Here is an 18,590-nt window from a genome sequence, read left to right on the forward strand (position 1 = left end):
CTCACCCCTTCCTGAATAGCACGATGTATGCGCCTGCCGGTGAGACGTGCGAGCGCGCGCCCTTGCGAAACCGAACCGTGATGCTTGTGCTTGTGAGGCTGTGCGTCACCTGCCAGTAACGAAGGCTTGGCCAGCCGCTTTGATTGGAGCCGCTGGAGATCGAGTTTCGGGCGGGGAATGTCGTGATGCCATCGGTGTCGACAGGAAACAGTGCGACGGACGGCAGTTGAGGTCCGGGATTGACGAAACTGATCGCAGGGGCACTCTCATCCCGTATCCCGTCACCAACGAAACTGGCGAACGGGCAAGCCACAAATCGAAAGAGGAATGGCTGCGAGTAGAAGAAGCTCTCATGGAGAAGTAAGTTTTCAATCGAAGCAGCGTCCACATCGAAGCCCGGCCGCGATATGCGAAACCGCGTCTTGTCGATAACGGCGCGCTTCATATGGGAAACCTGTAAGCCGTCCAGCGAATGAGAAGATCAGCATTCGCTGTCGAACCACCATGAACGAACCAGAGGCCGGATGGAGTGGCTTCTAGATAGGCGAGCTGAATGCCATGGAAAACGTTCGACCAAGTGCTGTCAGGATCAGACTGTAGCTTGATCTGCGCCATGACCATCGGCGTGTACGGCAAAGACCATGAGGCCAGTTGCGTCGTTCGCGTGGCGCTGGTGTTCGCCGGCTGGGGGGAGAAGTTCTCGCCATGCGCCAGAACAGAGAGATTGCCGATCGTGTCGCTGTCGAAGATGACAAGATTCGGATCGAGATTAAGGTTGTTCGGGTCCTGCCCCGGCTTCACGAAGCGCATCCGCTTCGATCCACCGATGTCCTTGATAAAGCCGGGCATCAGTCGAACCACTCCTGACTGCCATTCGCGAGGTTGATGATGAAACGGCTGTCAGGCGACCGGATGATGCCGGCCGTGACGGTGCCGATATGCGCCATGTTGAGCCGAAGCTGGCCGCCTGCGAACACGAAGGGATAGTCTTCCGACCCCGGCGAGCGAATGACGAACTGATCTGCGACGAAGACTGCGCGGCTCAACGAGCCAGCCGTATCGAGGAAGAATGCAGCGGACGACCACGCGCCGCCCACACCAGTCCGGACCTCGACACCCCATCGTGCCCACCCGCCGCCGGGCGACGCTTGAGCGGTGCCGCGCATTGTGACGTTGGCCTCGACATTGCCGACGGTCGTCGACAATGCCGTGATGCTGTTTGCATTCGCCGTGACGCGCCCATCGACCGTGCTGATTTGCGTCGTCAGCGCATCCACTGCCGTTGCGATGTCTTCCTCAATCGCAACTTCAAGGCTTTCGATACGCTGCGCCAGCGCCGACCCCGGACCGGTCGCAACGTCGATGGCAAGGAGATAAGAAGCGCGTGTCTCCGCAAGGCCCGACGACAGTTCGATGCGAAGCTGCTGCCGGTCGAGGTAATTGCCAAGCTCCTGATCCGCTGCCGTATTCGCGACCTGCAACATCTCGTCGATCAGGTCGCGCGTGCCTTCGCGAATCCATTCAGTGCTGTCCGAGATCAGGTCGTTGATCTCTTCCAGGTCGATGTCCTGATAGATCGTAAGGAAGCCCGTGGGCGCGATCGTCGCATACCACGGTGTCCAGGTCTTGAAGCGATCCGGCTGCGTCGTAATAGAAGCTCCCGCGACATAGTACTCGCCGGAAACAACATCCTTGGTCGTGATGTACTCGCCGCGCTCTACGTCGAGCGTTGAATCTTCATAAATATCTGCGGCATTCGGAACGACACCGACCTGATATCGGAACCGGACGCTGGTTATGGTCGGGTCATCTGGTGGCGTCCATGTGAACCGAAGCGCCGGAACCTGAAAGCCCGGCGCACCCTCAATCAATCCGACCTCAACCGCGAAATTCTGGACAGTCGACAGAACGCTTGGATTGAAGGGCGGCGTCGACGGGATAATGATCGGCCCCGGCTCGATGCCTGCTTCGGAGTAAATGTCCGCGCCGGTCTCAGCCAGCACCAGAGTGATGTTGAAACTTTCGTCGCACTGCCATTCGCGGATCAGCCATGTACGACCTTCAAAGACGATCCACTCACCTTCCTGAACCCGCAGGCCGAGTCGGCGCGATATCGGCACCGTTGCCGATCCACCCTTTCGGTTCTGCCTATAGCGGATCGAGAGAAGATACTGCGCAATGTCGGGATCGGAGACCTGAAGGAAATCATTTGAGGTCTGCCGCGTGCGCCCGTCTGCTGCAATGTCAGCATTCACATAGACCGGCTTAAGGCTCGCCGGGTTCCACTGATCCTCCTTCGAGATGAACTGGCCGGACAAGTGATTGTAGAGATCGAACGACGATTTCCGAAGCTGGATCTGCTGGGCGCGTTCGATCGGGATGTCGCGCGCCGTGATGGTCGCGACCGGGATCTGCGGTGCGCCAACGAGAACACCAGACAACCCGCGCCGGTTGAGGCCATACCCGGCCATGGCGTCGTCGAACTCTTTCAGGACCTCCGTGTGATCGTCGTCCGAGACGACATAGAGTGCGGCCTGATAGGTCGGCTTGCCCCCACGCATCTGATCGCAGACGTTCATTGCGGCGAAGTAGGTGCCAAGGTCCAGTTGACCTAGCGACTTTCCCTCACCAATGAGCGTGCGTGTCTGGATGAGGCCGCGCAAACCGAGCTGATAGTTCAGCCGCTGGAGAGCTGGGTTCTGGCTGAACTGCCATGTCGCAGGATTGCCGATGCGATGTGCACCCGAGCCGCCAGCAACTGTGGTATCCTTGCGCGGATCGTAAAGGCGAAGACCGCGCAGGATGAAGCTGAGTTCAGGGACACCCTGCTCGAAAAGCTCTTCATCGAACTCGCGCTCGACGACCACGTAAGCCATGCCAGCGCAGGTGCTTGTCGCCTTCCACGGCGACCCGGTGGATCCGAATAATCCGGTCGTAACGCTGACCAGCCGACCGTCAGCCTGCTGACCTGGGCGACCATCATAAAAACGGATCGTCAGTTTGTTACCGAAGCCGGATACCTGATATCTGGCAACCTCATTCGAGATGGTCGCAACTGGCGTCAGAAAGTGGCGCTTGCCGTAGAAGTAGACTTCAGGCTCCAGCCCGTCACACCAGCCGTTCGAGAGCGCGAAGACTTCAGCGTTGAATTTATTGCCGCTTCCCCACTTCGTGTAATAGATGCGCTGCCCCTTAACGAGGCCCGTGCCGAACATCGCGCCGACCGGCACATTGCCGCCGAACTGTACCTCGCCTTGGACTGCGGTATAGCTGCGTTTCTTCTGCCGATTGAGATAGCTGCCGAGCAGATACCGCGCACCGAACGCCAACCCGCCCGCGATAGCTGTACCGACCCATGCAGCAGCACCTATCGCGGCGGCAATTGCACCGCCGATAGCTGTAAAGATTGCCATGAAATGCTTATCCCGCGCGGAAGGCCGCAGTCACGGCTGTGATGTCGTGGTAGGAAAGACCGGCTTCCGTTTTGGTCAGAAACCTTGCGCCAACGCAGACGCCAAGATGCTCGGCTTCGCTGACCTGAAGCACGACAAGGTCGCCCATGCGGGCCATTGCCGGCGCGCACGGCTCAAGATGGGTTGCCATCAAAGTGACAAGGCTCTTGTGACCTAAACGCCGAAGCACGCGTTGCGCGCCTTTCAGCGTCGAGTATCGGCCAGCATATTGCGAGATGATCCCCTTCGCCCCGAGAGCCGCCGCTACGCGCAGCCCCATAAGAAAGCAGTCGGACTTGCCCACCACATAGGACTTGTCGAGTTCCTTGGCGACAACGGCCTGAACCTTCTCAAAACGGGTCATCCCTGACGCTGCCCCCATTCGAGCGGCCACTGAGCGTTGACGGCCACATATTCAAGGCTCGTGTCTGTCGTACTGTTATCGAAGTTCTGTTCGGCCGGAGATCGCTTGACCAGCGTTGCCCCGCGCGCCGAACGGCCAGGCGGCTGGAGATCGATCGAGATTGTCAGCGTGCGCTCGCCATTATCGCCGGCGGCGCTCTTGTCGTAGGACACCTGATCGATTTCGTAGATGGATGACGCAAGGATGCCTAGAACAGTGCTCGTTACGGGATCGCCGGCGAGGTGCGATATGATGACGGGCGCGTTCTGATATGCGTAGTTTTCCAATCTGGCGATTGCGTCGTCTGGATTATCGACCGGCACATTGCTGAACACGATCGTGCGCGTCGTCACTGCCACACCGAGAGCCGAATTCATGCCACCCGTCTGAAGCCAGCGGTTGGGAAGATAGGTCAGGCCGTTGTAAGTGTATGGTCGACCGCCTCGGTAATAGCCGACGCTCTTGCCCGGAAGGTCAAAACGGATCAGGTCGAGGCGACGAATCTGCCCGCTGTCGAGCGCAGTTTCTACGGCCGGATCGAGTGCCATGGGTCACCTATGGTCGAGAGGATTCGACAGCCGCCGCCCGGCGTGCTTCGATTGGCGAGGGATGGAGGGGGCGAAAATGAATGCTCTTAAAGTGCCGGTTATCTGGATACCGGATCACCCGATGCCGTTTGCGCGCATCGAATTATCGGTCCTGCGTGACGACGGTTCATTTGAGTGGCGCAACACAATCGCGATGCTCGACACCGGTTTCTTCCTGAGTGCGATAGAGCTGGCTCTGTTGACGAGCATGGGTATTCAGCCCAGCGGGACAACTCGCGCAAGCTCCCACTTGGGCGATAGCGATGAAGAGACTTTTAAGATGGCCGCGAGGTTTGCCGCGCTACCAACGCAAGCTGTCTCGATGGATGCTATGAAGATCGGGCATCCTCTTGGAGTGGCGGGCGTTGAGGCAATTCTTGGGATGAACGTGCTGGATACAGGACGCCTTGTTCTAGACAAGCGAACTGATAGCTTTTTTGAATTTTACCCTGCCTGAGTTCGTACCGGCAGATGAAACCGCAACGAGCGGGTTCGCTCGGCCGGACATGCACGGAGCCTTCCCCACTCATGAGTAGAATACCTCCATCGCCGTGAACGACGGCGAGCGCGACGACCACGACTTTTGGCCCTGATAGGAGCCGGCATCGATCTGCATCAGGCAAGACGCTTTCTCGAAGTTTGCCGTCAGCGGCAGCGTGAAGGTCTGGAGATCGAGGGGATAGCGGATCGACAGCGTGACGACGCCCGAGCCGTTGGCCGTGGCATCGGCCATAATCCGGTGCAGCGAGATCAGAGACGCCGACTTGCGCACCTCGACATAATCGCCCGCCCGAAACCGGAACGCAGCCGGTAAGCCCGAGATGGTCAGCGAGGTCGCGGTGCGCGCGGTGATAGTCGCGGTGCCGTCGAACGCGCCACCACCTGCCCGAGTGCCCGACAACGGTAGGATGTAGTGAACCGGTCGAGGCCGGAGCGGATCGTGCGCGCGAAACACCTCCTGCCCGTCTCCTGCACGCATCATGAACGCATCCATCAGGCCGTACTGGTGCGGCTTGAGGAAGGTCGCGCCGTAGGACGCCACCCAGTACGGTGTCCCGAATGTCTGCGCTTCAGTACGGCGGCCCTCCATGCGCGAGGCGTTGCGCGGCTGGACTGGATCAAACCGCACGTCTTCCCATCCGATATCGGGCAGGTTGATGACATCCACCATCAGCCGAACTCCGCGCCGTTGGCGTAACGGTTGCTGCGCGCTTTGTCGTACGCCTCAAGACCCTGCCGCACCTTCACGTCAGCCGCTTCACCGCCGGCTGTCCGTGCAATCGCGCCGAGGGTTCCATCATCATTGACGAAGACCTCAACCTCTACCTGAACCCTGCTAGGTGCCAGGCCATTCGAGTTCGCCGCCGAGACGCCAAGTCGACCGTCCGGACCACGTCGCAGCGGCATGATCGCCTCCGGACCCGCCTCGCCCATCATTCCCACGCCGTCCGCGAACGGGAACAGCGTCGGCTGATTGACGATGGAGTTCGTGAATGCACCGCCCATGGCAAATGGCGTAGGGCGCAAGCTCTCGAAAACACCGCCATTGGCCCACAGCCCGGTGATAGGTGCCGGCGCGGCAGGGAAGCCACCGCGACCGCCACCGAAGATCCCGCCGAACAGGCTGCCAAGCCAGCCGCCACCCCCACCCGACGAATTCCCGACTTCGAACATGGCGTCCATCAAGTCGCTCATGAGCTTGTCGATAATCTTGTCGATCGCCTTCACTGCCGCAGATGCCATCGCATTCCAGGTAGCATCCCAGAACGACATGCCCTGCTGCATATTGTTCATCAGGTCAGATCGAAAATCGTTGAAGAACCCGGTCGTTATGTCCTTTATGAATTTGAACTGCTCCTGAAGGCTTCTTGTCCGAGCCTCCGCTTCCGCCATCGCATCGGCAAGCGCTTTGAATCCGGCCCTGTCGGACTCTGTCAGCGTGAGGCCAGCGCGGCGCGCATCATTCAGAAGATCAAATTCAAACCGGAGCGCCTGTGCAGCTTGCTCCGACATGCCGATAACGGATGCTTCAAGCTCCTGCGACGCGATGAAATCGTGCGCGCGCGAAGTCAGCCGCTCGTAGGCTTCCTCTAGTTTCTTCGCTTCACGAGCGGCCTTGTCAGCGGCCTTGCTGTCGATATCGGATGGCAGCGTGACCCTGCTGCTGCCACCGGGTAGTTCGGCTGATCCGGCATCGGCAAGCGCCTTGCGAAGCGCCGCGATGCTTTCGAGCGGAGCGCGGGACTTTTCAGCGGCTTCCTGCGCCGCATTGCCAAGGCGTTCGGCCTCTTCGCGAGCAGCGGAGGCGGCACGTTCAGTTTCCAAATATGCACTGCCGGCCTTCATTCCGGCATCTTCCAGCATTTTCGCCATAGAAGCTGTGGGCGCTGAATCGGCCATATAATAGAGGAATTCTGCCCATCGCTTCTGCATCGCAGCGATCATGGACAAGAACCCCGCCTTGATGCTCTCCCATACGGACTGAAGGTCGAGGACGAGCGACTGTCCATCCAGCTTGATCCGGTCCCATACCTCCGAAGCAACGTCGCCAAGCAGGGCCATGGCCTCACCAAAGCCGCCGGCCGCGCTTGAAAGACGCGTGAACTGGTAGATAAGCTCTCCGGCCGCAACCACGAGTGCGCCGATGCCGAGGCGGATCAGTGCGGTTCGAAGCAACGCGAGAGCCCCCGTCAAGCCCAGCGTGGCAACACGAGCTGCGACCATCGCGCCGACGTAGTAGACGCCGTAAGCTGTCACGGCCATGCCGGCATAGGTGACGATCCGCTGCATGTTGTCAGCGATGACGACGAGGCCCGCCGCAAAGCTTTCCGAAGCGCCCCCCGCCTGATCCATCATGCCGATGGTCATCAGCAGCGCGTTGCGGATCAGCGTCATGCCGTCCGCGATCGTTGCCGGCATGCGGTCTGCTTCTTCGCGAAGCGTGCCAAGCTGCGAGGAAAGACCAAGCATCGCATCGCGAGTAATCTTTCCATCGGAAGCCATCTTGCGCAGTTCAAGGACGTTGACGCCCATCGAGTCGGCAAGCGCTTGTGCGAGCCGGTCGCTGCCCGTCATCACCGTGTTGAACTGGTCCATGTTCATCTTGCCGAGCGAGATCGCATCGGACCATGCGCGCTGGACACTCTCGGCTCGCTGGCCGCGCGTTGCACTGATGACGAGCGCGTTGTTGAAACTCTCGACCAGATCGAGTTGGTCGCTGATCGAGACGCCGAGCGCGGTCAGCGATGTCGAACTCGAGAGCCAGCTTTCCGCCGTGCGGTCGAGGTCGCTGTAGGTTCGCCTCGCCATTTCGCCGAGGCGTTCGAGAACGGCCTGCCCGCCTTCGAACGACCCGGTGGCATTGACGACACGGGCCTGTATTTCGGACCATTGGTCCGCCATGTCGCCAAGCATCCGAACGCCTTGGATGCTCACATAGGCCAGCACCAGTTGCGACACCGAGCTTTTCAGCCGGTCGATAAGGCCGGTGGACTGCTCGACAGATCGTGCGACATTGTCGTTCGCCGCCTTGAAATTGTCGTTTGCCGCAGCGGCCGACATATAGCGCTCGCGCAACTGCGCCATTGCTCGGTCATATTCACCCTGCGTCGCAATGCCCTGCTGGAACGCCCGATCAAGCGTCTGCTGTCCACGCTCAAGCTGGCGCTGCGCACGGTACTGCTGATCAATCTGGCCGCGTAGACGGTCATACGCACTGGCTGCCGAAAGCTGACGCCGCGACGTAGTCTCGGTCGTGCGCGCCGTCGTCTCGCTAGTCTTCGCAAGATTGTCTTGCGCGTCGGAAACCGCACGCAAATCCTGCTCAAGCTCTGCCAGTCCTTCAGACGTGCCTCGGATGTGGACGATCCGGACGGCGTTTTGTGCTGCCATAGAGATTGCTCCGACAATTCCCGCGCGCTACCGTCCCGCCTAAATGGCAGGAGGCAGGCATGCGAACTTTCATTGTGGCTGTAGCGATGCTGACGGGATCGTCGGCGTTTGCGTGCAATACCGATCTGATTTCGGTGCAGGATGATTGGACTGCGGTAAATTCGACCACTGCGGACGGCACGGTCACGACAACAATTTCGCTGTCCTATGCATATGACGGCGATGCACCGTTTCGAATGATCGACAGCACCGTCACGTTCTCCGACGCGCTTGGAAGCCTGATCGCAGTCGTTCGCATCGACCGTGATGCAGGACTGGAGCCGGGGCAGGCTTCCAAGCTTGAAATCACTTCGTTTGGACCAAGGCTACCAAGGCTTGCCGAACTTGAACGATCCGACGTTCGAGTGGATACATGCACTATGGCGATCGTCTACGTCGATGGCACAGTCGTCGAATTTGACGAAGACGCCTGACCCGGCTTCTGCTTTCCTGCCCATTTCAGATAGGCTCGGTCCATTCTGCGGATGACATCGGCAAAGCTGTCGAAGTGATCTACTGCTCCGATGCCGTAACGCTGGGCATACCTATCGACCGACGAGAACGGGATAGGCAACGCACCTCCGAAACTGGAGGGACGATCCGTATGCAAGTCCCAAAACGCCTGCCAGCAGAAGGACAGCCAGGCTGGAAGTTCCGGACGCCGCTCAAGCGCAGCTGGCGTCTCGCCTATGTCCTCGGCAAGCTTTTCCAGCCAGTCCGCCTTATCGCCCCATTCTAGCTGCCAGACGAGCGCTTCTTCGAGCCGTTTCCCACGTCGTCCGTCGCCTCGCTGATGTTCTCGGCAACGACTGTCGCGGCCCATGCCACCGCTTCACGGAAGCGCCTGAACTCAGGCTTTGTCAGAAGCTCGCAGGCAAAGTCCTGCGAATACGGGATCGGCTGATCATCATCGCCAAGAACGCCATCCCAATCGATCAGCACGGTATGAAGAAGACACTGCGCCGTGATCGCATCCTGACGTTCGGGAGGGAGGCGGCCGGAAATGCGATACTGCCGCGGCTCTGCTTCTGTGAGCTTGGCCTGCATACGACGGAAATCGGAATTGCCGAGGCCGCGCACTTTCAGTCGAAGCTTGCCCATTTCGGGAATGTCGCCGACCCAGTCGCCCTGTTCGAGCTTGTCGGGATCTATGCGGATTTCGCTCAATTTCATGTCGAGGGTTCCTTGTGGTGTCCTGTCGAGGTGAAAGGTGCGCCGGCGGCCCTCGACGAAACCGCCGACGCTGTCAGCCGGCTTGGGAGGAGAGGTCAGTCGGCTGATTTCGGTTCGGGCTTCGGCGCGTCCGCGATGGCAAGGCCCTTGTCGATCCAGTTTTTTTGACCGTTCGGGACGATCTGGCCCTTGACGTAATCGGTGCGGCCCGAAGCGCTATCGACGTGGAACGACTTGGTGATCTTGACCTGCATCACACGCCTCGCTCGATCTGCACCGTTGCGCCGATAGGCTCGGCCGAGATGCGGTCGAACACGGCGGTGAAGGCCATCGTCGCCATCACGTCGTCATTGTTCGAGGACGCGTTGCCGCCCGGTGATCCGGTCAGGACAATGGTCGGGATCGTGATGCGGTAGCGGCTGCCTACCTCCGTGCCGAGTGTGAACGCAAGGCTCAGATCGTCATGGTCGAGGAAGGCCTGAAGCAAAGCGCCCGACTTGAAATAAGCCTCCATCGAGCCGGTGACCTCGAAGCGACCAGCACCGATACCGATGGCATCCGTTTCGCCGACCGCCTGCTGCTGCCGCAGATTGTTCGTCATCGAGAGGCTGAGCGATCGAATTGGCGGTGCCTCGGCGATGCCGGAGACTGACAGCGCGGCGAAGTGCGAAGCCGCGTTGATGACACGGGACTGAGGCGCTTCTGCATAGGTCGCACCTGCAATGGCAGCCGTTCCCGCACCGCCGAACTTGCCCATGAAATCGAAGGAACCGGTCACAAGCTGGCCAGCCGTGATCGACAGCGACATCGAGTTGGCGACGAGCCCGAGGAACCGTGCGTAGTGCGACGAGCCGCCTTCAAGCCGTAGCGTGCGCTCAGCCGTGAACGACTGACCAGCACCTGCGCCGTTCTTGATCACGTCGTCATCCCATTCGGAAAAGAACAGCGATTCGAGGATCGGATCGAAGGTGCCGTAGGACAGTTCGAAATCGGCATTGCCGGCAACGTTGCGGCCGACGAGGATTTCGTCGGTCACGTTGCGGTCGGGCCTGATCTCGTTCGAGCGCACCGTCGCCTTGGCAGGCTGGATATTTTCGCCCGTGAAGCGCAAAAGCTCGAAGGCAGGTGTTGCCGGGGTCGTCGCCCAGGCGGCTTCAGGAACGAATGCAAGGCGCGTGTCCGACGCATTCGCGCCGGCTCGAATGCCGGTCGTGGCCATGGCAGTTTCTCCAGTTGGAAGGGGTTGGTCAGCCGAAATAGTCGTGCGTGTAAGGCACGGAAAAGCTCAGGATGTAGTACGTGGCGGCCGGGTTCCGGTCGTCGGTCACAGGGGCGGTCGGTGCCCATGTCTGAAGGATGCCAAGATCCTTGCCCCGAAAAATGTCGGCGATTTCGTCAGCCCATTGCCGACCGACTTTCACACCGGAGCCACGCTCAACGTGGATGACGACACGGAACGCGCCATCGTCGCGCCAGATGTTCGCGCCCGGCGCGCCGAGGCTGACCTGCCGCGAGGTGACATACGGGTACTGCAAAACGATAAAGGGCGAGCCATCCTCTGGCGTTTCGCCTTCCACGTTCTCACCGAAGACCGGCACGACCGACCATTCGGCCGCAAGGTACGCCTCGACCGTATCCACTACAGACTGTCTTGCCATCAGAGCGTCACCACGATTGCCGGCTGGCGGGTGTCGGTTTCACGGCGATGTGCCGCGCGCGTCTCTGCCGACGACTGCCGGTTGACCGGCACATAGGCTTGCATGCCGCCATTCTGTATCGATCGGAATGAAAAGCGGACGCGCGCAATGTTCCCGAAGCGCCGAGATGCAACGGCCGACACAGCCTCGTAGACGCCATCGGGAGCCTGCGGGCTCTGGCCACGCTCGATCTTGCGGGCGTATGGCATGATATTCACGAAGACGAACTCGCTGGCGTCCAGTGGCACCGCACCCGGCACAGCCTCGACGCCATCCGCAAAAACACGATGAGAGTTTGCATATCGCCCTGACAGCACTGGAGAGTTCGCGACAAGTTGCTCGCCGATCCATTCCAAAACTTCGCCGAGAAGTGCGAACTCGAATGTGATCTGGCTGTTCGCCCGCACTTCACCGATATCATTGCGCTCTTGCCCGTCGACGAATGTTTCATGTGTCGGCACCCGGCCCAGCGCGGCGCGGTTCTGATCCTGAGCCACGATAAGCTGCTCGCGCGCATAGTCGGCAAGGTGCTGGCCTTGTGCCTCCGGTGACAACGTCTCGGCGATCATCAGTTCGATGTCGCGATTGATCGTCGGGATGCGCGCCCGAACCGTCATCCCGCCACCGTCAGGTTCAGCCGCACCAATACGTCGTCGATCTTGACAGGGTCAGGTGCCTCGATATTGCGGACACGACCGTTGATGACGACCTTATCGTTCTTCCTCGGCCAGTTCGATTCGTCTTCGAAAGGCGTGCCTTTCAAAACCGTCGGCGACAAGATGACCTGGCTGGAGCCGACAGCGATGCCGTCCGTGATTTCCTCTGGGCGGTAGCCGCGCATTGAGCCGCGCACCGTCGCCTCGATCGCAGGTGCGTTCGCCACGGCCCGGCGAAGGGCGATCGTCTGCCCGTGCTTCGTGATCAGCCGGTCGAGCTTGGCGATTGCCTTCGAGGGCAACATCAGCGGTACACCCGCAACGGCGCGAGCAGATTGCCAACCGCCTTCTCGATTGTCTCGGCGACATATGGCGTCACGTTACGCGACGTTGCCCCGATGCCAACGACCGATTCCTGCTGCTGGAAGATGTCGCCTTCACCCATCGATTTCAGAAGGTTGGTGGCGAGGATGATCGCAGCCTTGGCATTCGGCGGGACGGGTCCGGTCTTGTCGGCGTCGTAACCGGCACGGTAGCGAATGACCGTCGTGCCGCTGCCGATTCTGCGGTCCCATGTCAATCGGCCATCCTGCTCCCATGCAGGCACGTCGACTTCTTCGCCGTCGACCGTCACCGAAATAACCTCGATGATCGGCTGAAACGGCAGACGATCTGGCATGCAGTCACCGGTCAGTTCGATGGTCTGGACGCCGAGCGCACGACCAAGCCAACCGCGCGCACCGTCGATCTCCGACTGAACGCCACCAATCAACAAAGTGATAAACGCATCATCGGCAGCGTGATCGCCGGGGATGTCAGCCGGCGTCACGATCGGTGTAGGAGGTTCGATGATGCGCGTCGACATGATCAGTCCTTGGTCTCGCGCTGGGCCTTCGGCAGGCTACCACCCTTGCGACCATCGCCATCATGGTCGAGAGGATCGCGGTCAGCGTTCTTCGTCGACTTCGACGTTCTGACCTCTTCCACGAACTTCTTCGCCAGAAGCGGTTTGGCCTGGGCATCGGACATCTCGACGGCCTGACCACGACGGAACGTCTGCGGACCATGCCGGAAGGTTTTCAGTGCGGTGAGTTTCATGATGCGCTCCTTCGGTTCATAGAGCAGGCGACCGAAGCCGCCTGCCTTGATGAGCCGAGTGATCAGCCGCCGGCCGGAGCTGCTGTGAACGGGCCAGTAACAAATGCCTCTGGACGCTTGACCGCGAGAGCAAGGCGCTCTTCGCAACGGATCGAGATCAGGTTCTTCTCGAAGTCGTCCGCATTCTCCGTGGACACGACGACATTGGCGTCTTCCCGATCAAAGATCTGCGCTGCCGTCTGGAACGCACCGGTAAGGAACTCACCCTCGAACTCCGGTGCTTCCGTCGCCACGACCGGCAAACCCCACAGGGTCGGGCCGGCAAGGCTGAGCGGATTGCCGATAATGTATCGGCCAAGGGTGTCCTTGGTCAGTTCGATCTTCGCCCAATCGATGAAGTGCAGGACGAAGCCGGTAGCCGGAAGGCGAGCAAGCTGCGACTGCAACATCGCCAGACGAAGGTCATCGATCGCCGTCTTGTTCTCGACTTCGAACGCCGGATTGAACGTCTGCGCCTGCGGCACGATGCCTTCGAGGTGTCCACCGGTGCCCGAGCCGAACAGGATTTCCTGCTCTTCCACGAACTTCAGGCCATAACGCATTTCCGCGTCGATCATGGACTGAAGCTGCGTGAAGTCATCGAGGATCTGCTTCGACGCCTTGAACATGTGCGCGATCGTTGCGACCGGCGTGATCTTGGTGGCGAACTCGATGTCGCTATAGGGCTTGGCCGTGCCTTCCGTGGGGATGACAGCAGCGGCATTCGTGAAGCCGGTCTGCTGGACCCAGAAGATTGCCGGCGAAGTCGTGCGGCCCGGTGCGATCAGGTCGCGGATGAACAGACGCTGCTTTGGCATCACGTCGATACCGGGCAGACGCTGCGGCTCCACGACGCCCTCGGCAATGTCCGGCGAGGTCGTAACGTTCTTCACCGGAACGCTAACGCGCCGGCCGCCCTGCACGCTGTGGGCAAAGTCCTTGAGCGCCTGGTTCTCGATGGCCTGCTGGCCAAGCGATTTCGGACGGTCAGCGGCATCGCCACCCCGACGAGCCGACTTCTGTTCGACTTCACCAAGGCGAGCCTTGAGGTCGTCAACAGCGCCGGTCAGTGCGGTCTGCGTGGTGGCCAATTCATCGACAACGCCCTTCGTATCCTCGGAGAGCTTGCCGTAGTTCTTGACCTCGGTCATGGCCGCTTCAGCCTTGCGGGAGAACTCATCGCTCACGCGCACGAGTTCGTTGGAGACCTCCGAAAGGAGCTCCTGCGTGGTCTTCGACATTGTTGTGTTCCTTGTCAGGCCCGAGCGAGCTTCAATCGCGCAAGGGCAAGGGTCAGTGACGTGCTGTCATCCTCTACAGCGGTTGCGCCAGCGCCCGGCTTGGCGTGATCGTGGCCAGCGCTCGGCGTGGCCTCGACAATCTCTTTCATCAGCTTGCGGCGCTCGGAGCGCGGCACAGGCTTGCCAGCCGCAAGAGCGGCCTCGATACGATAAAGTGCAGAAGTCGAATTGCTCACTTCGGCCTCGGACACCTCGAAATTTGCGGTGGAGTCTGCGAAGCCCTTATCGACCGCGCCCTGCCCTGCCATCCACGTTTCCGCGTCAAGCATGGCCTTCACGGCCTCGACATCGGTTCCGGTGCGCTCGGCATACATTTCGGCTGCTGCCTGATCGAACACAGCCATGATTTCGCCGGTCTCGTTCATGACGTGGCGATCGCCGGCCGCAACCCACTGCGTGTTGTGGATCATCATGAAGCCGAGCTTTGCAATCTGAATTTCATCGCCTGCCATGGCGATGGCCGATGCAGCCGAAGCCGCGATGCCGAGTATCTGCACCGTCACCTTGGCCGGGTGTGCTCGAAGCATGTTGTAGATCGTCACGCCTTCGAAGAAATCGCCACCGGGCGAATTGATTAGCACCGTGACGGGCTTATTGCCGATCTGACGAAGCGCCGCTTCGACGCGCTTGGCCGTGACGCCTTCACCGGTCCACCAGTCATAGCCGATGACGTCCAGAATGGTGATCGTCTCCGATCCGTCGGCAGCCAGGCTTTGCGGCGCGTCCATCCGAGTGAACATGCGCGCGGCCTTGTCCGATAGCTTGATCCCGCCATTGAGGCCTTCGGGGCATGGCAGTTCAGGTAGATTGCGAAGGCTCATTGGCCGTCTCCTTTCCGGCGTCGGTGATCGGCACGTTCTGCATCTGCATGCGCGGAACGTCGCCGCCCTCGACAGGCGGCAAGCCTTCTAGCTTGCGAACTTCGTTGATCGTCATGACGCCTGCATTGAGCAGCGCTGTGTAGAATGCCGAGCGGGCCGCAGCATCGCCACGAAGAAGGTCTTCATAGTTGAACCGGACCTTGAACCGGCGGCGTTCTTCCGCCGTCATGATCCTCTTGGAGATGGCCTTCTCAATGCGCTTCAACTGCGACCGCAAGCCAAGGTTTAGCCAGCTTTGCATGATCGCGGAAACGCCAGTGCCCCACATGGTCTGGCCTTCACCGGCATGACCAATGACAATCGGCGGCACGCCCAGCCAGCGACAGATTTCCTCGACGTTGAAGCGGCGGTTCATTATCAATTCGGCATCGCGCGGGGAGATGTTCACCGCCTTGAAGTCGACACCCGCTTCGAGAATGCCAACGCCTGGGGCATTCGGCCCCGAATAGCGTTCAGCGAAATTCTTCTTCGCCTGTTCGCGCTGCTCCGGCGTGAGCTGCGTTGGGAAGGTGAAGAAACCCTTGGCCCGCATTCCCTTGCCAAACGTCTGGCCAGCCGCGCGCTCAGACGCGATAGAAGTGCCGATGGTCTGGCGAGCGTAGGACACTGGCGACATGCCAACATCGCCGTCACCGAACGCCTTCAGATGGAAGACCTTCTTCTCCGGCAGCACGATTGTCTTGCCGCGATCATTGAACGAATAGCGCAGATCTCCCGACCCCAGGCGCTCAACGCTCGTATCGTATGGCATCGGGTTTAGGGCAATGAGCCGATCACCCTGGTAAACCTTTTCAGCGAAGCCGTTGCCGCTCGTGCAGAGACCGAGAACGCGGCCTTCCCAGAACTCGATCGAGGTTTGGTCTGCGTTCGGAGCGTCGTCCAGAAGCTCCTGAAGTGGATGATCCGAGACGCGAACGCGCGCACCGTCCGAACGCCGCTCCATGACTTCCAGCGACATGCTGGCGACCGTCTGAGCCGTTACGCGGGTGCAAGCCCAGAAGGCAGACAGGTTGAGCGCGCTGTGCGTTGATACCGACTCGCCGGCCCACGTGTCGCCACCGTCAAAATATTCGTACAGCTCGCTATCGCGGGCCGTCCGCTTTCTGCCAAACAATCGCTGCCAAAGGCCCATTAGACGAACACCGCGTTGGAAATGACGTCATTCATGTCAGCTTCCACTTCGTCCACCGACATCCACCGCGCCAGCGCCATCATGTGCGCCACGGGACCGTCGATCTTGTTCTCGTTGCGATCCTTGCGCGGATAGACGTTGTCCTTCGCGTCGGCCTTGGCGACGACGTTCGACAGCATCCACGTAAAGACCGGGTCCCCATTGTGGGCGATCTTCCGCGACCGGATTAGCCCGTCCATCTGCTTCATTGCTGGCGAGAAGTTCAGCACCAGCGGCCGCACCTCGAGCGTCTCGAAGCCTTCATCGCGAAGCTCAGCCATCATCATGTGCGCCTGATGCGGATCAAAGGCGATCTCATCGATCATGAAACCGGCATCGCGCAGCCCGAGGATGTCGTCGCGGATCGCCACATAGTCGATCATGTCGCCATCGGTCTGGGTGATCCACCGTTCCGGAGCGTCCCGCCATCCACGATAGTGCTGGTTCTCCGGCAGTTCGATTGTTGCCTCTGGCAGGTAGTACCGACCGAAGCGGGCGTATCCGCCTTCATGCTCGAACGTCAGTTCCATGGCCGCGATGTCGATGGTCGACGCCAGATCCAGCGCAAGGCGACAGGGCTTGCCTTTGAAGTCGTCCAGCTGCAATTCGGGCTTAGCGCTTTCCCGCCACCTCGTGATGTCGAAATAGGCGTCACGCGCCTGCACCCACATGTTGAGATGCTTCGTCTTGAATACGCCGATCTTTCGCGAGTTCTGTTTCGCGTCGCGCTGACGGCTTCGCAGGAAGTCGGCCTTGACGCTGATGTCGTAATTTGGGTTGGCCTTCCGCAATGCGATCTCGGACGACCAATCATCGTCGGGGTCGACCGTGTAGATCAGAGCGAAAAGCTCGTCGTTCTCGACCAGCCCCTCCAGAACCTTCTCTGCCTCCTGAACTGCGGCGAAGCATGGTCCTGCCAGGTTGTCGCCGGCCGTGGTGATGATCAGCATCAGCGGCTGCTCGCGCGCGCCCATGCCCGTTTCCATCGTGTCGACCATCCGGTCAGTGGCGTGCTCGTGATACTCGTCGACGATCGCCATGGAGGGCGATGCACCGTCGCCAGGATCACCGATCATCGGCTCGAACTTCGAACCGTCTCCCAGCCGGTGCAGGTTCTTGGCACCAACAGTGACGCCGTAGTGCGACAGGAACGCCGGCGTCTTCATCGCCATAAGCCGCGCCGGCTTGAACACTTCCCAAGCCTGCTTTTCCGTCGTAGCGCCGGAATAGACCTCCGCGCCGTGGTCGCCGTCGATCGTCATCATCCCGAGGCCGACGCCAGCCGCCCACGTCGATTTCGCGTTCTTTCTCGGCTCAAGGATCAGCGCCTTGCGAAAGCGCCGCAGCCCGTCATCCTTGCGCAGCCATCCGAAGATGCAGATCGTTTTGAAGCACTGCCAAGGCTCCAGCTTCAGCTTCTCTCCGCGCCGCGCCCACTCTCCCTTTGTGTGCGGCAAGAGTTCGATGAAGATGCACCACTTCTCTGCCGTTTTGGCATCGAAGCGATATGCGGAGGCCCGCCTCTTGCTGACTTCCAGATCGTCAAGGTGACGCTGGCACGCTAGGCGGATCCACTTGCACGCCGGGATTTTTCCTTTGACGACCTCGCGCGCGTATCGGTTACCGGCCTCGACGTGTGGGTATTCAGCCGAGCGCGGCGAACGGGTTTTTGTCATTGGTCTTCGTCGCCGATACCTTGGAGCGCGCGGCAGGCGACAGGCCGAATTCGACGAGCAGCGATTGAGCGTGACGCATTGCCTCACTGCGCTGCGCGACTGCCGGGTGGCCCTTGATCTGCTGGCTGGTGACGCGGCCCTCGTCGTCGTACTCCATCGAGCTACAGAAGGTCCGCCCGCCGTCCTCGATGATAGCCGTGCAAATCTCCACTTCCTCCAGCCGGGATGCCGCCATCGCCAACATCGCAGTGTCCGACGCCGAGCCGACGCCCATCTGCCCAGTGATGCCGACAAGTTGCTCGAAGATTTCCGTTGCGCGGCCCGACAGCCATTCTGGAGCTTCGGGCAAGGTCACTAAGGCGACAGGCGCATCAGGGTTCATCCGGCATGGCTGGGCCGTTCCAGCGACAACCTTCAGATGATCAGGAGTACGCTTGCGACCGGTCATGGAAAATGTCTTTCATTTTGCACGGGTCAAAAAATCGCTACCCCGCCGGTGCAGCCCCCTAGACGCCCCAACTTTGAC

At 60.2% G+C, this 18,590-nt stretch carries 23 protein-coding genes; 2 read left to right on the forward strand and 21 right to left on the reverse strand.

Annotation, left to right across the window (positions count from 1 at the left end):
• Position 1: 1 nt before the first annotated feature.
• From ACX82Z_RS10475 to ACX82Z_RS10495, 5 genes are read right to left on the reverse strand one after another with little or no spacing between them, the layout of a single operon-like run.
• A complete protein-coding gene (locus ACX82Z_RS10475; protein WP_459588542.1) occupies positions 2 to 445 on the reverse strand; it encodes a hypothetical protein in 444 nt (147 codons plus the stop codon).
• Positions 442 to 849 carry a hypothetical protein gene (locus tag ACX82Z_RS10480; RefSeq protein ID WP_459588543.1) on the reverse strand — a complete coding sequence of 136 codons (408 nt, stop codon included), beginning with the start codon at positions 847 to 849 and terminating at the stop codon, positions 442 to 444. Before ACX82Z_RS10480 ends, ACX82Z_RS10475 begins: the two co-directional genes overlap by 4 nt.
• Positions 849 to 3,413, reverse strand: a complete 2,565-nt coding sequence (locus ACX82Z_RS10485) for a phage tail tip fiber protein (protein ID WP_459588545.1) — start codon at positions 3,411 to 3,413, stop codon at positions 849 to 851. Before ACX82Z_RS10485 ends, ACX82Z_RS10480 begins: the two co-directional genes overlap by 1 nt.
• 7 nt (positions 3,414 to 3,420) lie before the next feature.
• Entirely contained in the window at positions 3,421 to 3,816 is a 396-nt protein-coding gene (locus ACX82Z_RS10490) for a DUF6950 family protein (RefSeq protein WP_459588547.1), read from the reverse strand.
• On the reverse strand, positions 3,813 to 4,403 hold the full coding sequence (locus ACX82Z_RS10495) for a DUF2163 domain-containing protein (protein WP_459588548.1): 591 nt from the start codon (positions 4,401 to 4,403) through the stop codon (positions 3,813 to 3,815). Before ACX82Z_RS10495 ends, ACX82Z_RS10490 begins: the two co-directional genes overlap by 4 nt.
• Before the next feature lie 76 nt (positions 4,404 to 4,479).
• On the opposite strand from ACX82Z_RS10495, the gene ACX82Z_RS10500 reads away from it, so the two are divergent.
• A complete protein-coding gene (locus ACX82Z_RS10500) occupies positions 4,480 to 4,899 on the forward strand; it encodes a hypothetical protein (protein ID WP_459588550.1) in 420 nt (139 codons plus the stop codon).
• A 69-nt stretch (positions 4,900 to 4,968) separates the two neighbouring features.
• Here ACX82Z_RS10500 and ACX82Z_RS10505 read toward each other — a convergent pair whose 3' ends face one another.
• Complete coding sequence (locus ACX82Z_RS10505; protein WP_459588552.1) at positions 4,969 to 5,613, reverse strand: hypothetical protein; 645 nt, start codon at positions 5,611 to 5,613, stop codon at positions 4,969 to 4,971.
• Complete coding sequence (locus tag ACX82Z_RS10510) at positions 5,613 to 8,333, reverse strand: tape measure protein (RefSeq protein WP_459588554.1); 2,721 nt, start codon at positions 8,331 to 8,333, stop codon at positions 5,613 to 5,615. The genes ACX82Z_RS10505 and ACX82Z_RS10510 overlap by 1 nt, the downstream gene beginning before the upstream one ends.
• A gap of 59 nt (positions 8,334 to 8,392) precedes the next feature.
• On the opposite strand from ACX82Z_RS10510, the gene ACX82Z_RS10515 reads away from it, so the two are divergent.
• Positions 8,393 to 8,806, forward strand: coding sequence for a hypothetical protein (locus ACX82Z_RS10515; protein WP_459588556.1), 414 nt, complete (start codon positions 8,393 to 8,395; stop codon positions 8,804 to 8,806).
• Here ACX82Z_RS10515 and ACX82Z_RS10520 read toward each other — a convergent pair.
• From ACX82Z_RS10520 to ACX82Z_RS10585, 14 genes are all read right to left on the reverse strand, one after another.
• Positions 8,764 to 9,195, reverse strand: a complete 432-nt coding sequence (locus ACX82Z_RS10520; protein WP_459588557.1) for a phage tail assembly chaperone — start codon at positions 9,193 to 9,195, stop codon at positions 8,764 to 8,766. The genes ACX82Z_RS10515 and ACX82Z_RS10520 overlap by 43 nt on opposite strands.
• Complete coding sequence (locus tag ACX82Z_RS10525) at positions 9,108 to 9,545, reverse strand: hypothetical protein (RefSeq protein WP_459588559.1); 438 nt, start codon at positions 9,543 to 9,545, stop codon at positions 9,108 to 9,110. The genes ACX82Z_RS10520 and ACX82Z_RS10525 overlap by 88 nt, the downstream gene beginning before the upstream one ends.
• A 95-nt stretch (positions 9,546 to 9,640) precedes the next feature.
• Positions 9,641 to 9,799, reverse strand: a complete 159-nt coding sequence (locus tag ACX82Z_RS10530; protein ID WP_459588561.1) for a hypothetical protein — start codon at positions 9,797 to 9,799, stop codon at positions 9,641 to 9,643.
• Positions 9,799 to 10,764, reverse strand: coding sequence for a phage tail tube protein (locus tag ACX82Z_RS10535; RefSeq protein WP_459588562.1), 966 nt, complete (start codon positions 10,762 to 10,764; stop codon positions 9,799 to 9,801). Before ACX82Z_RS10535 ends, ACX82Z_RS10530 begins: the two co-directional genes overlap by 1 nt.
• Before the next feature lie 28 nt (positions 10,765 to 10,792).
• Positions 10,793 to 11,203 carry a phage tail terminator-like protein gene (locus ACX82Z_RS10540; protein ID WP_459588564.1) on the reverse strand — a complete coding sequence of 137 codons (411 nt, stop codon included), beginning with the start codon at positions 11,201 to 11,203 and terminating at the stop codon, positions 10,793 to 10,795.
• Positions 11,203 to 11,859 (reverse strand): hypothetical protein, encoded by a 657-nt coding sequence (locus ACX82Z_RS10545; protein WP_459588565.1) that lies wholly within the window; start codon positions 11,857 to 11,859, stop codon positions 11,203 to 11,205. Before ACX82Z_RS10545 ends, ACX82Z_RS10540 begins: the two co-directional genes overlap by 1 nt.
• Complete coding sequence (locus ACX82Z_RS10550) at positions 11,856 to 12,203, reverse strand: hypothetical protein (RefSeq protein WP_459588567.1); 348 nt, start codon at positions 12,201 to 12,203, stop codon at positions 11,856 to 11,858. The genes ACX82Z_RS10545 and ACX82Z_RS10550 overlap by 4 nt, the downstream gene beginning before the upstream one ends.
• Positions 12,203 to 12,763: a hypothetical protein gene (locus ACX82Z_RS10555; protein ID WP_459588568.1), complete on the reverse strand. Its 561-nt coding sequence runs from the start codon at positions 12,761 to 12,763 to the stop codon at positions 12,203 to 12,205. Before ACX82Z_RS10555 ends, ACX82Z_RS10550 begins: the two co-directional genes overlap by 1 nt.
• A 2-nt stretch (positions 12,764 to 12,765) precedes the next feature.
• Positions 12,766 to 12,996: a hypothetical protein gene (locus ACX82Z_RS10560; RefSeq protein ID WP_459588569.1), complete on the reverse strand. Its 231-nt coding sequence runs from the start codon at positions 12,994 to 12,996 to the stop codon at positions 12,766 to 12,768.
• Between the two features lie 62 nt (positions 12,997 to 13,058).
• Positions 13,059 to 14,276 (reverse strand): phage major capsid protein, encoded by a 1,218-nt coding sequence (locus ACX82Z_RS10565; RefSeq protein WP_459588571.1) that lies wholly within the window; start codon positions 14,274 to 14,276, stop codon positions 13,059 to 13,061.
• 14 nt (positions 14,277 to 14,290) lie between these two features.
• Positions 14,291 to 15,157 carry a head maturation protease, ClpP-related gene (locus ACX82Z_RS10570; RefSeq protein WP_459588572.1) on the reverse strand — a complete coding sequence of 289 codons (867 nt, stop codon included), beginning with the start codon at positions 15,155 to 15,157 and terminating at the stop codon, positions 14,291 to 14,293.
• Positions 15,135 to 16,349, reverse strand: a complete 1,215-nt coding sequence (locus ACX82Z_RS10575; protein WP_459588574.1) for a phage portal protein — start codon at positions 16,347 to 16,349, stop codon at positions 15,135 to 15,137. Before ACX82Z_RS10575 ends, ACX82Z_RS10570 begins: the two co-directional genes overlap by 23 nt.
• Positions 16,349 to 18,064: a terminase large subunit gene (locus ACX82Z_RS10580; RefSeq protein ID WP_459588576.1), complete on the reverse strand. Its 1,716-nt coding sequence runs from the start codon at positions 18,062 to 18,064 to the stop codon at positions 16,349 to 16,351. Before ACX82Z_RS10580 ends, ACX82Z_RS10575 begins: the two co-directional genes overlap by 1 nt.
• Positions 18,033 to 18,512, reverse strand: coding sequence for a P27 family phage terminase small subunit (locus tag ACX82Z_RS10585; protein WP_459588578.1), 480 nt, complete (start codon positions 18,510 to 18,512; stop codon positions 18,033 to 18,035). The genes ACX82Z_RS10580 and ACX82Z_RS10585 overlap by 32 nt, the downstream gene beginning before the upstream one ends.
• Positions 18,513 to 18,590 lie beyond the last annotated feature (78 nt).

The organism is Aliihoeflea sp. PC F10.4, from assembly GCF_054612275.1.

Excerpts from the sequence above, each read along its gene's own strand:
- ACX82Z_RS10520 (WP_459588557.1), bottom strand. The coding sequence starts at position 9,195 with ATGGGCCGCGACAGTCGTTGCCGAGAACATCAGCGAGGCGACGGACGA.
- ACX82Z_RS10540 (WP_459588564.1), bottom strand. The coding sequence starts at position 11,203 with ATGGCAAGACAGTCTGTAGTGGATACGGTCGAGGCGTACCTTGCGGCC.
- ACX82Z_RS10475 (WP_459588542.1), bottom strand. The coding sequence starts at position 445 with ATGAAGCGCGCCGTTATCGACAAGACGCGGTTTCGCATATCGCGGCCG.
- ACX82Z_RS10580 (WP_459588576.1), bottom strand. The coding sequence starts at position 18,064 with ATGACAAAAACCCGTTCGCCGCGCTCGGCTGAATACCCACACGTCGAG.
- ACX82Z_RS10525 (WP_459588559.1), bottom strand. The coding sequence starts at position 9,545 with ATGAAATTGAGCGAAATCCGCATAGATCCCGACAAGCTCGAACAGGGC.
- ACX82Z_RS10500 (WP_459588550.1), top strand. The coding sequence starts at position 4,480 with ATGAATGCTCTTAAAGTGCCGGTTATCTGGATACCGGATCACCCGATG.
- ACX82Z_RS10515 (WP_459588556.1), top strand. The coding sequence starts at position 8,393 with ATGCGAACTTTCATTGTGGCTGTAGCGATGCTGACGGGATCGTCGGCG.
- ACX82Z_RS10530 (WP_459588561.1), bottom strand. The coding sequence starts at position 9,799 with ATGCAGGTCAAGATCACCAAGTCGTTCCACGTCGATAGCGCTTCGGGC.
- ACX82Z_RS10510 (WP_459588554.1), bottom strand. The coding sequence starts at position 8,333 with ATGGCAGCACAAAACGCCGTCCGGATCGTCCACATCCGAGGCACGTCT.
- ACX82Z_RS10495 (WP_459588548.1), bottom strand. The coding sequence starts at position 4,403 with ATGGCACTCGATCCGGCCGTAGAAACTGCGCTCGACAGCGGGCAGATT.
- ACX82Z_RS10505 (WP_459588552.1), bottom strand. The coding sequence starts at position 5,613 with ATGGTGGATGTCATCAACCTGCCCGATATCGGATGGGAAGACGTGCGG.
- ACX82Z_RS10585 (WP_459588578.1), bottom strand. The coding sequence starts at position 18,512 with ATGACCGGTCGCAAGCGTACTCCTGATCATCTGAAGGTTGTCGCTGGA.
- ACX82Z_RS10480 (WP_459588543.1), bottom strand. The coding sequence starts at position 849 with ATGCCCGGCTTTATCAAGGACATCGGTGGATCGAAGCGGATGCGCTTC.
- ACX82Z_RS10545 (WP_459588565.1), bottom strand. The coding sequence starts at position 11,859 with ATGACGGTTCGGGCGCGCATCCCGACGATCAATCGCGACATCGAACTG.
- ACX82Z_RS10575 (WP_459588574.1), bottom strand. The coding sequence starts at position 16,349 with ATGGGCCTTTGGCAGCGATTGTTTGGCAGAAAGCGGACGGCCCGCGAT.
- ACX82Z_RS10570 (WP_459588572.1), bottom strand. The coding sequence starts at position 15,157 with ATGAGCCTTCGCAATCTACCTGAACTGCCATGCCCCGAAGGCCTCAAT.
- ACX82Z_RS10485 (WP_459588545.1), bottom strand. The coding sequence starts at position 3,413 with ATGGCAATCTTTACAGCTATCGGCGGTGCAATTGCCGCCGCGATAGGT.
- ACX82Z_RS10535 (WP_459588562.1), bottom strand. The coding sequence starts at position 10,764 with ATGGCCACGACCGGCATTCGAGCCGGCGCGAATGCGTCGGACACGCGC.
- ACX82Z_RS10565 (WP_459588571.1), bottom strand. The coding sequence starts at position 14,276 with ATGTCGAAGACCACGCAGGAGCTCCTTTCGGAGGTCTCCAACGAACTC.
- ACX82Z_RS10550 (WP_459588567.1), bottom strand. The coding sequence starts at position 12,203 with ATGTTGCCCTCGAAGGCAATCGCCAAGCTCGACCGGCTGATCACGAAG.
- ACX82Z_RS10560 (WP_459588569.1), bottom strand. The coding sequence starts at position 12,996 with ATGAAACTCACCGCACTGAAAACCTTCCGGCATGGTCCGCAGACGTTC.
- ACX82Z_RS10490 (WP_459588547.1), bottom strand. The coding sequence starts at position 3,816 with ATGACCCGTTTTGAGAAGGTTCAGGCCGTTGTCGCCAAGGAACTCGAC.
- ACX82Z_RS10555 (WP_459588568.1), bottom strand. The coding sequence starts at position 12,763 with ATGTCGACGCGCATCATCGAACCTCCTACACCGATCGTGACGCCGGCT.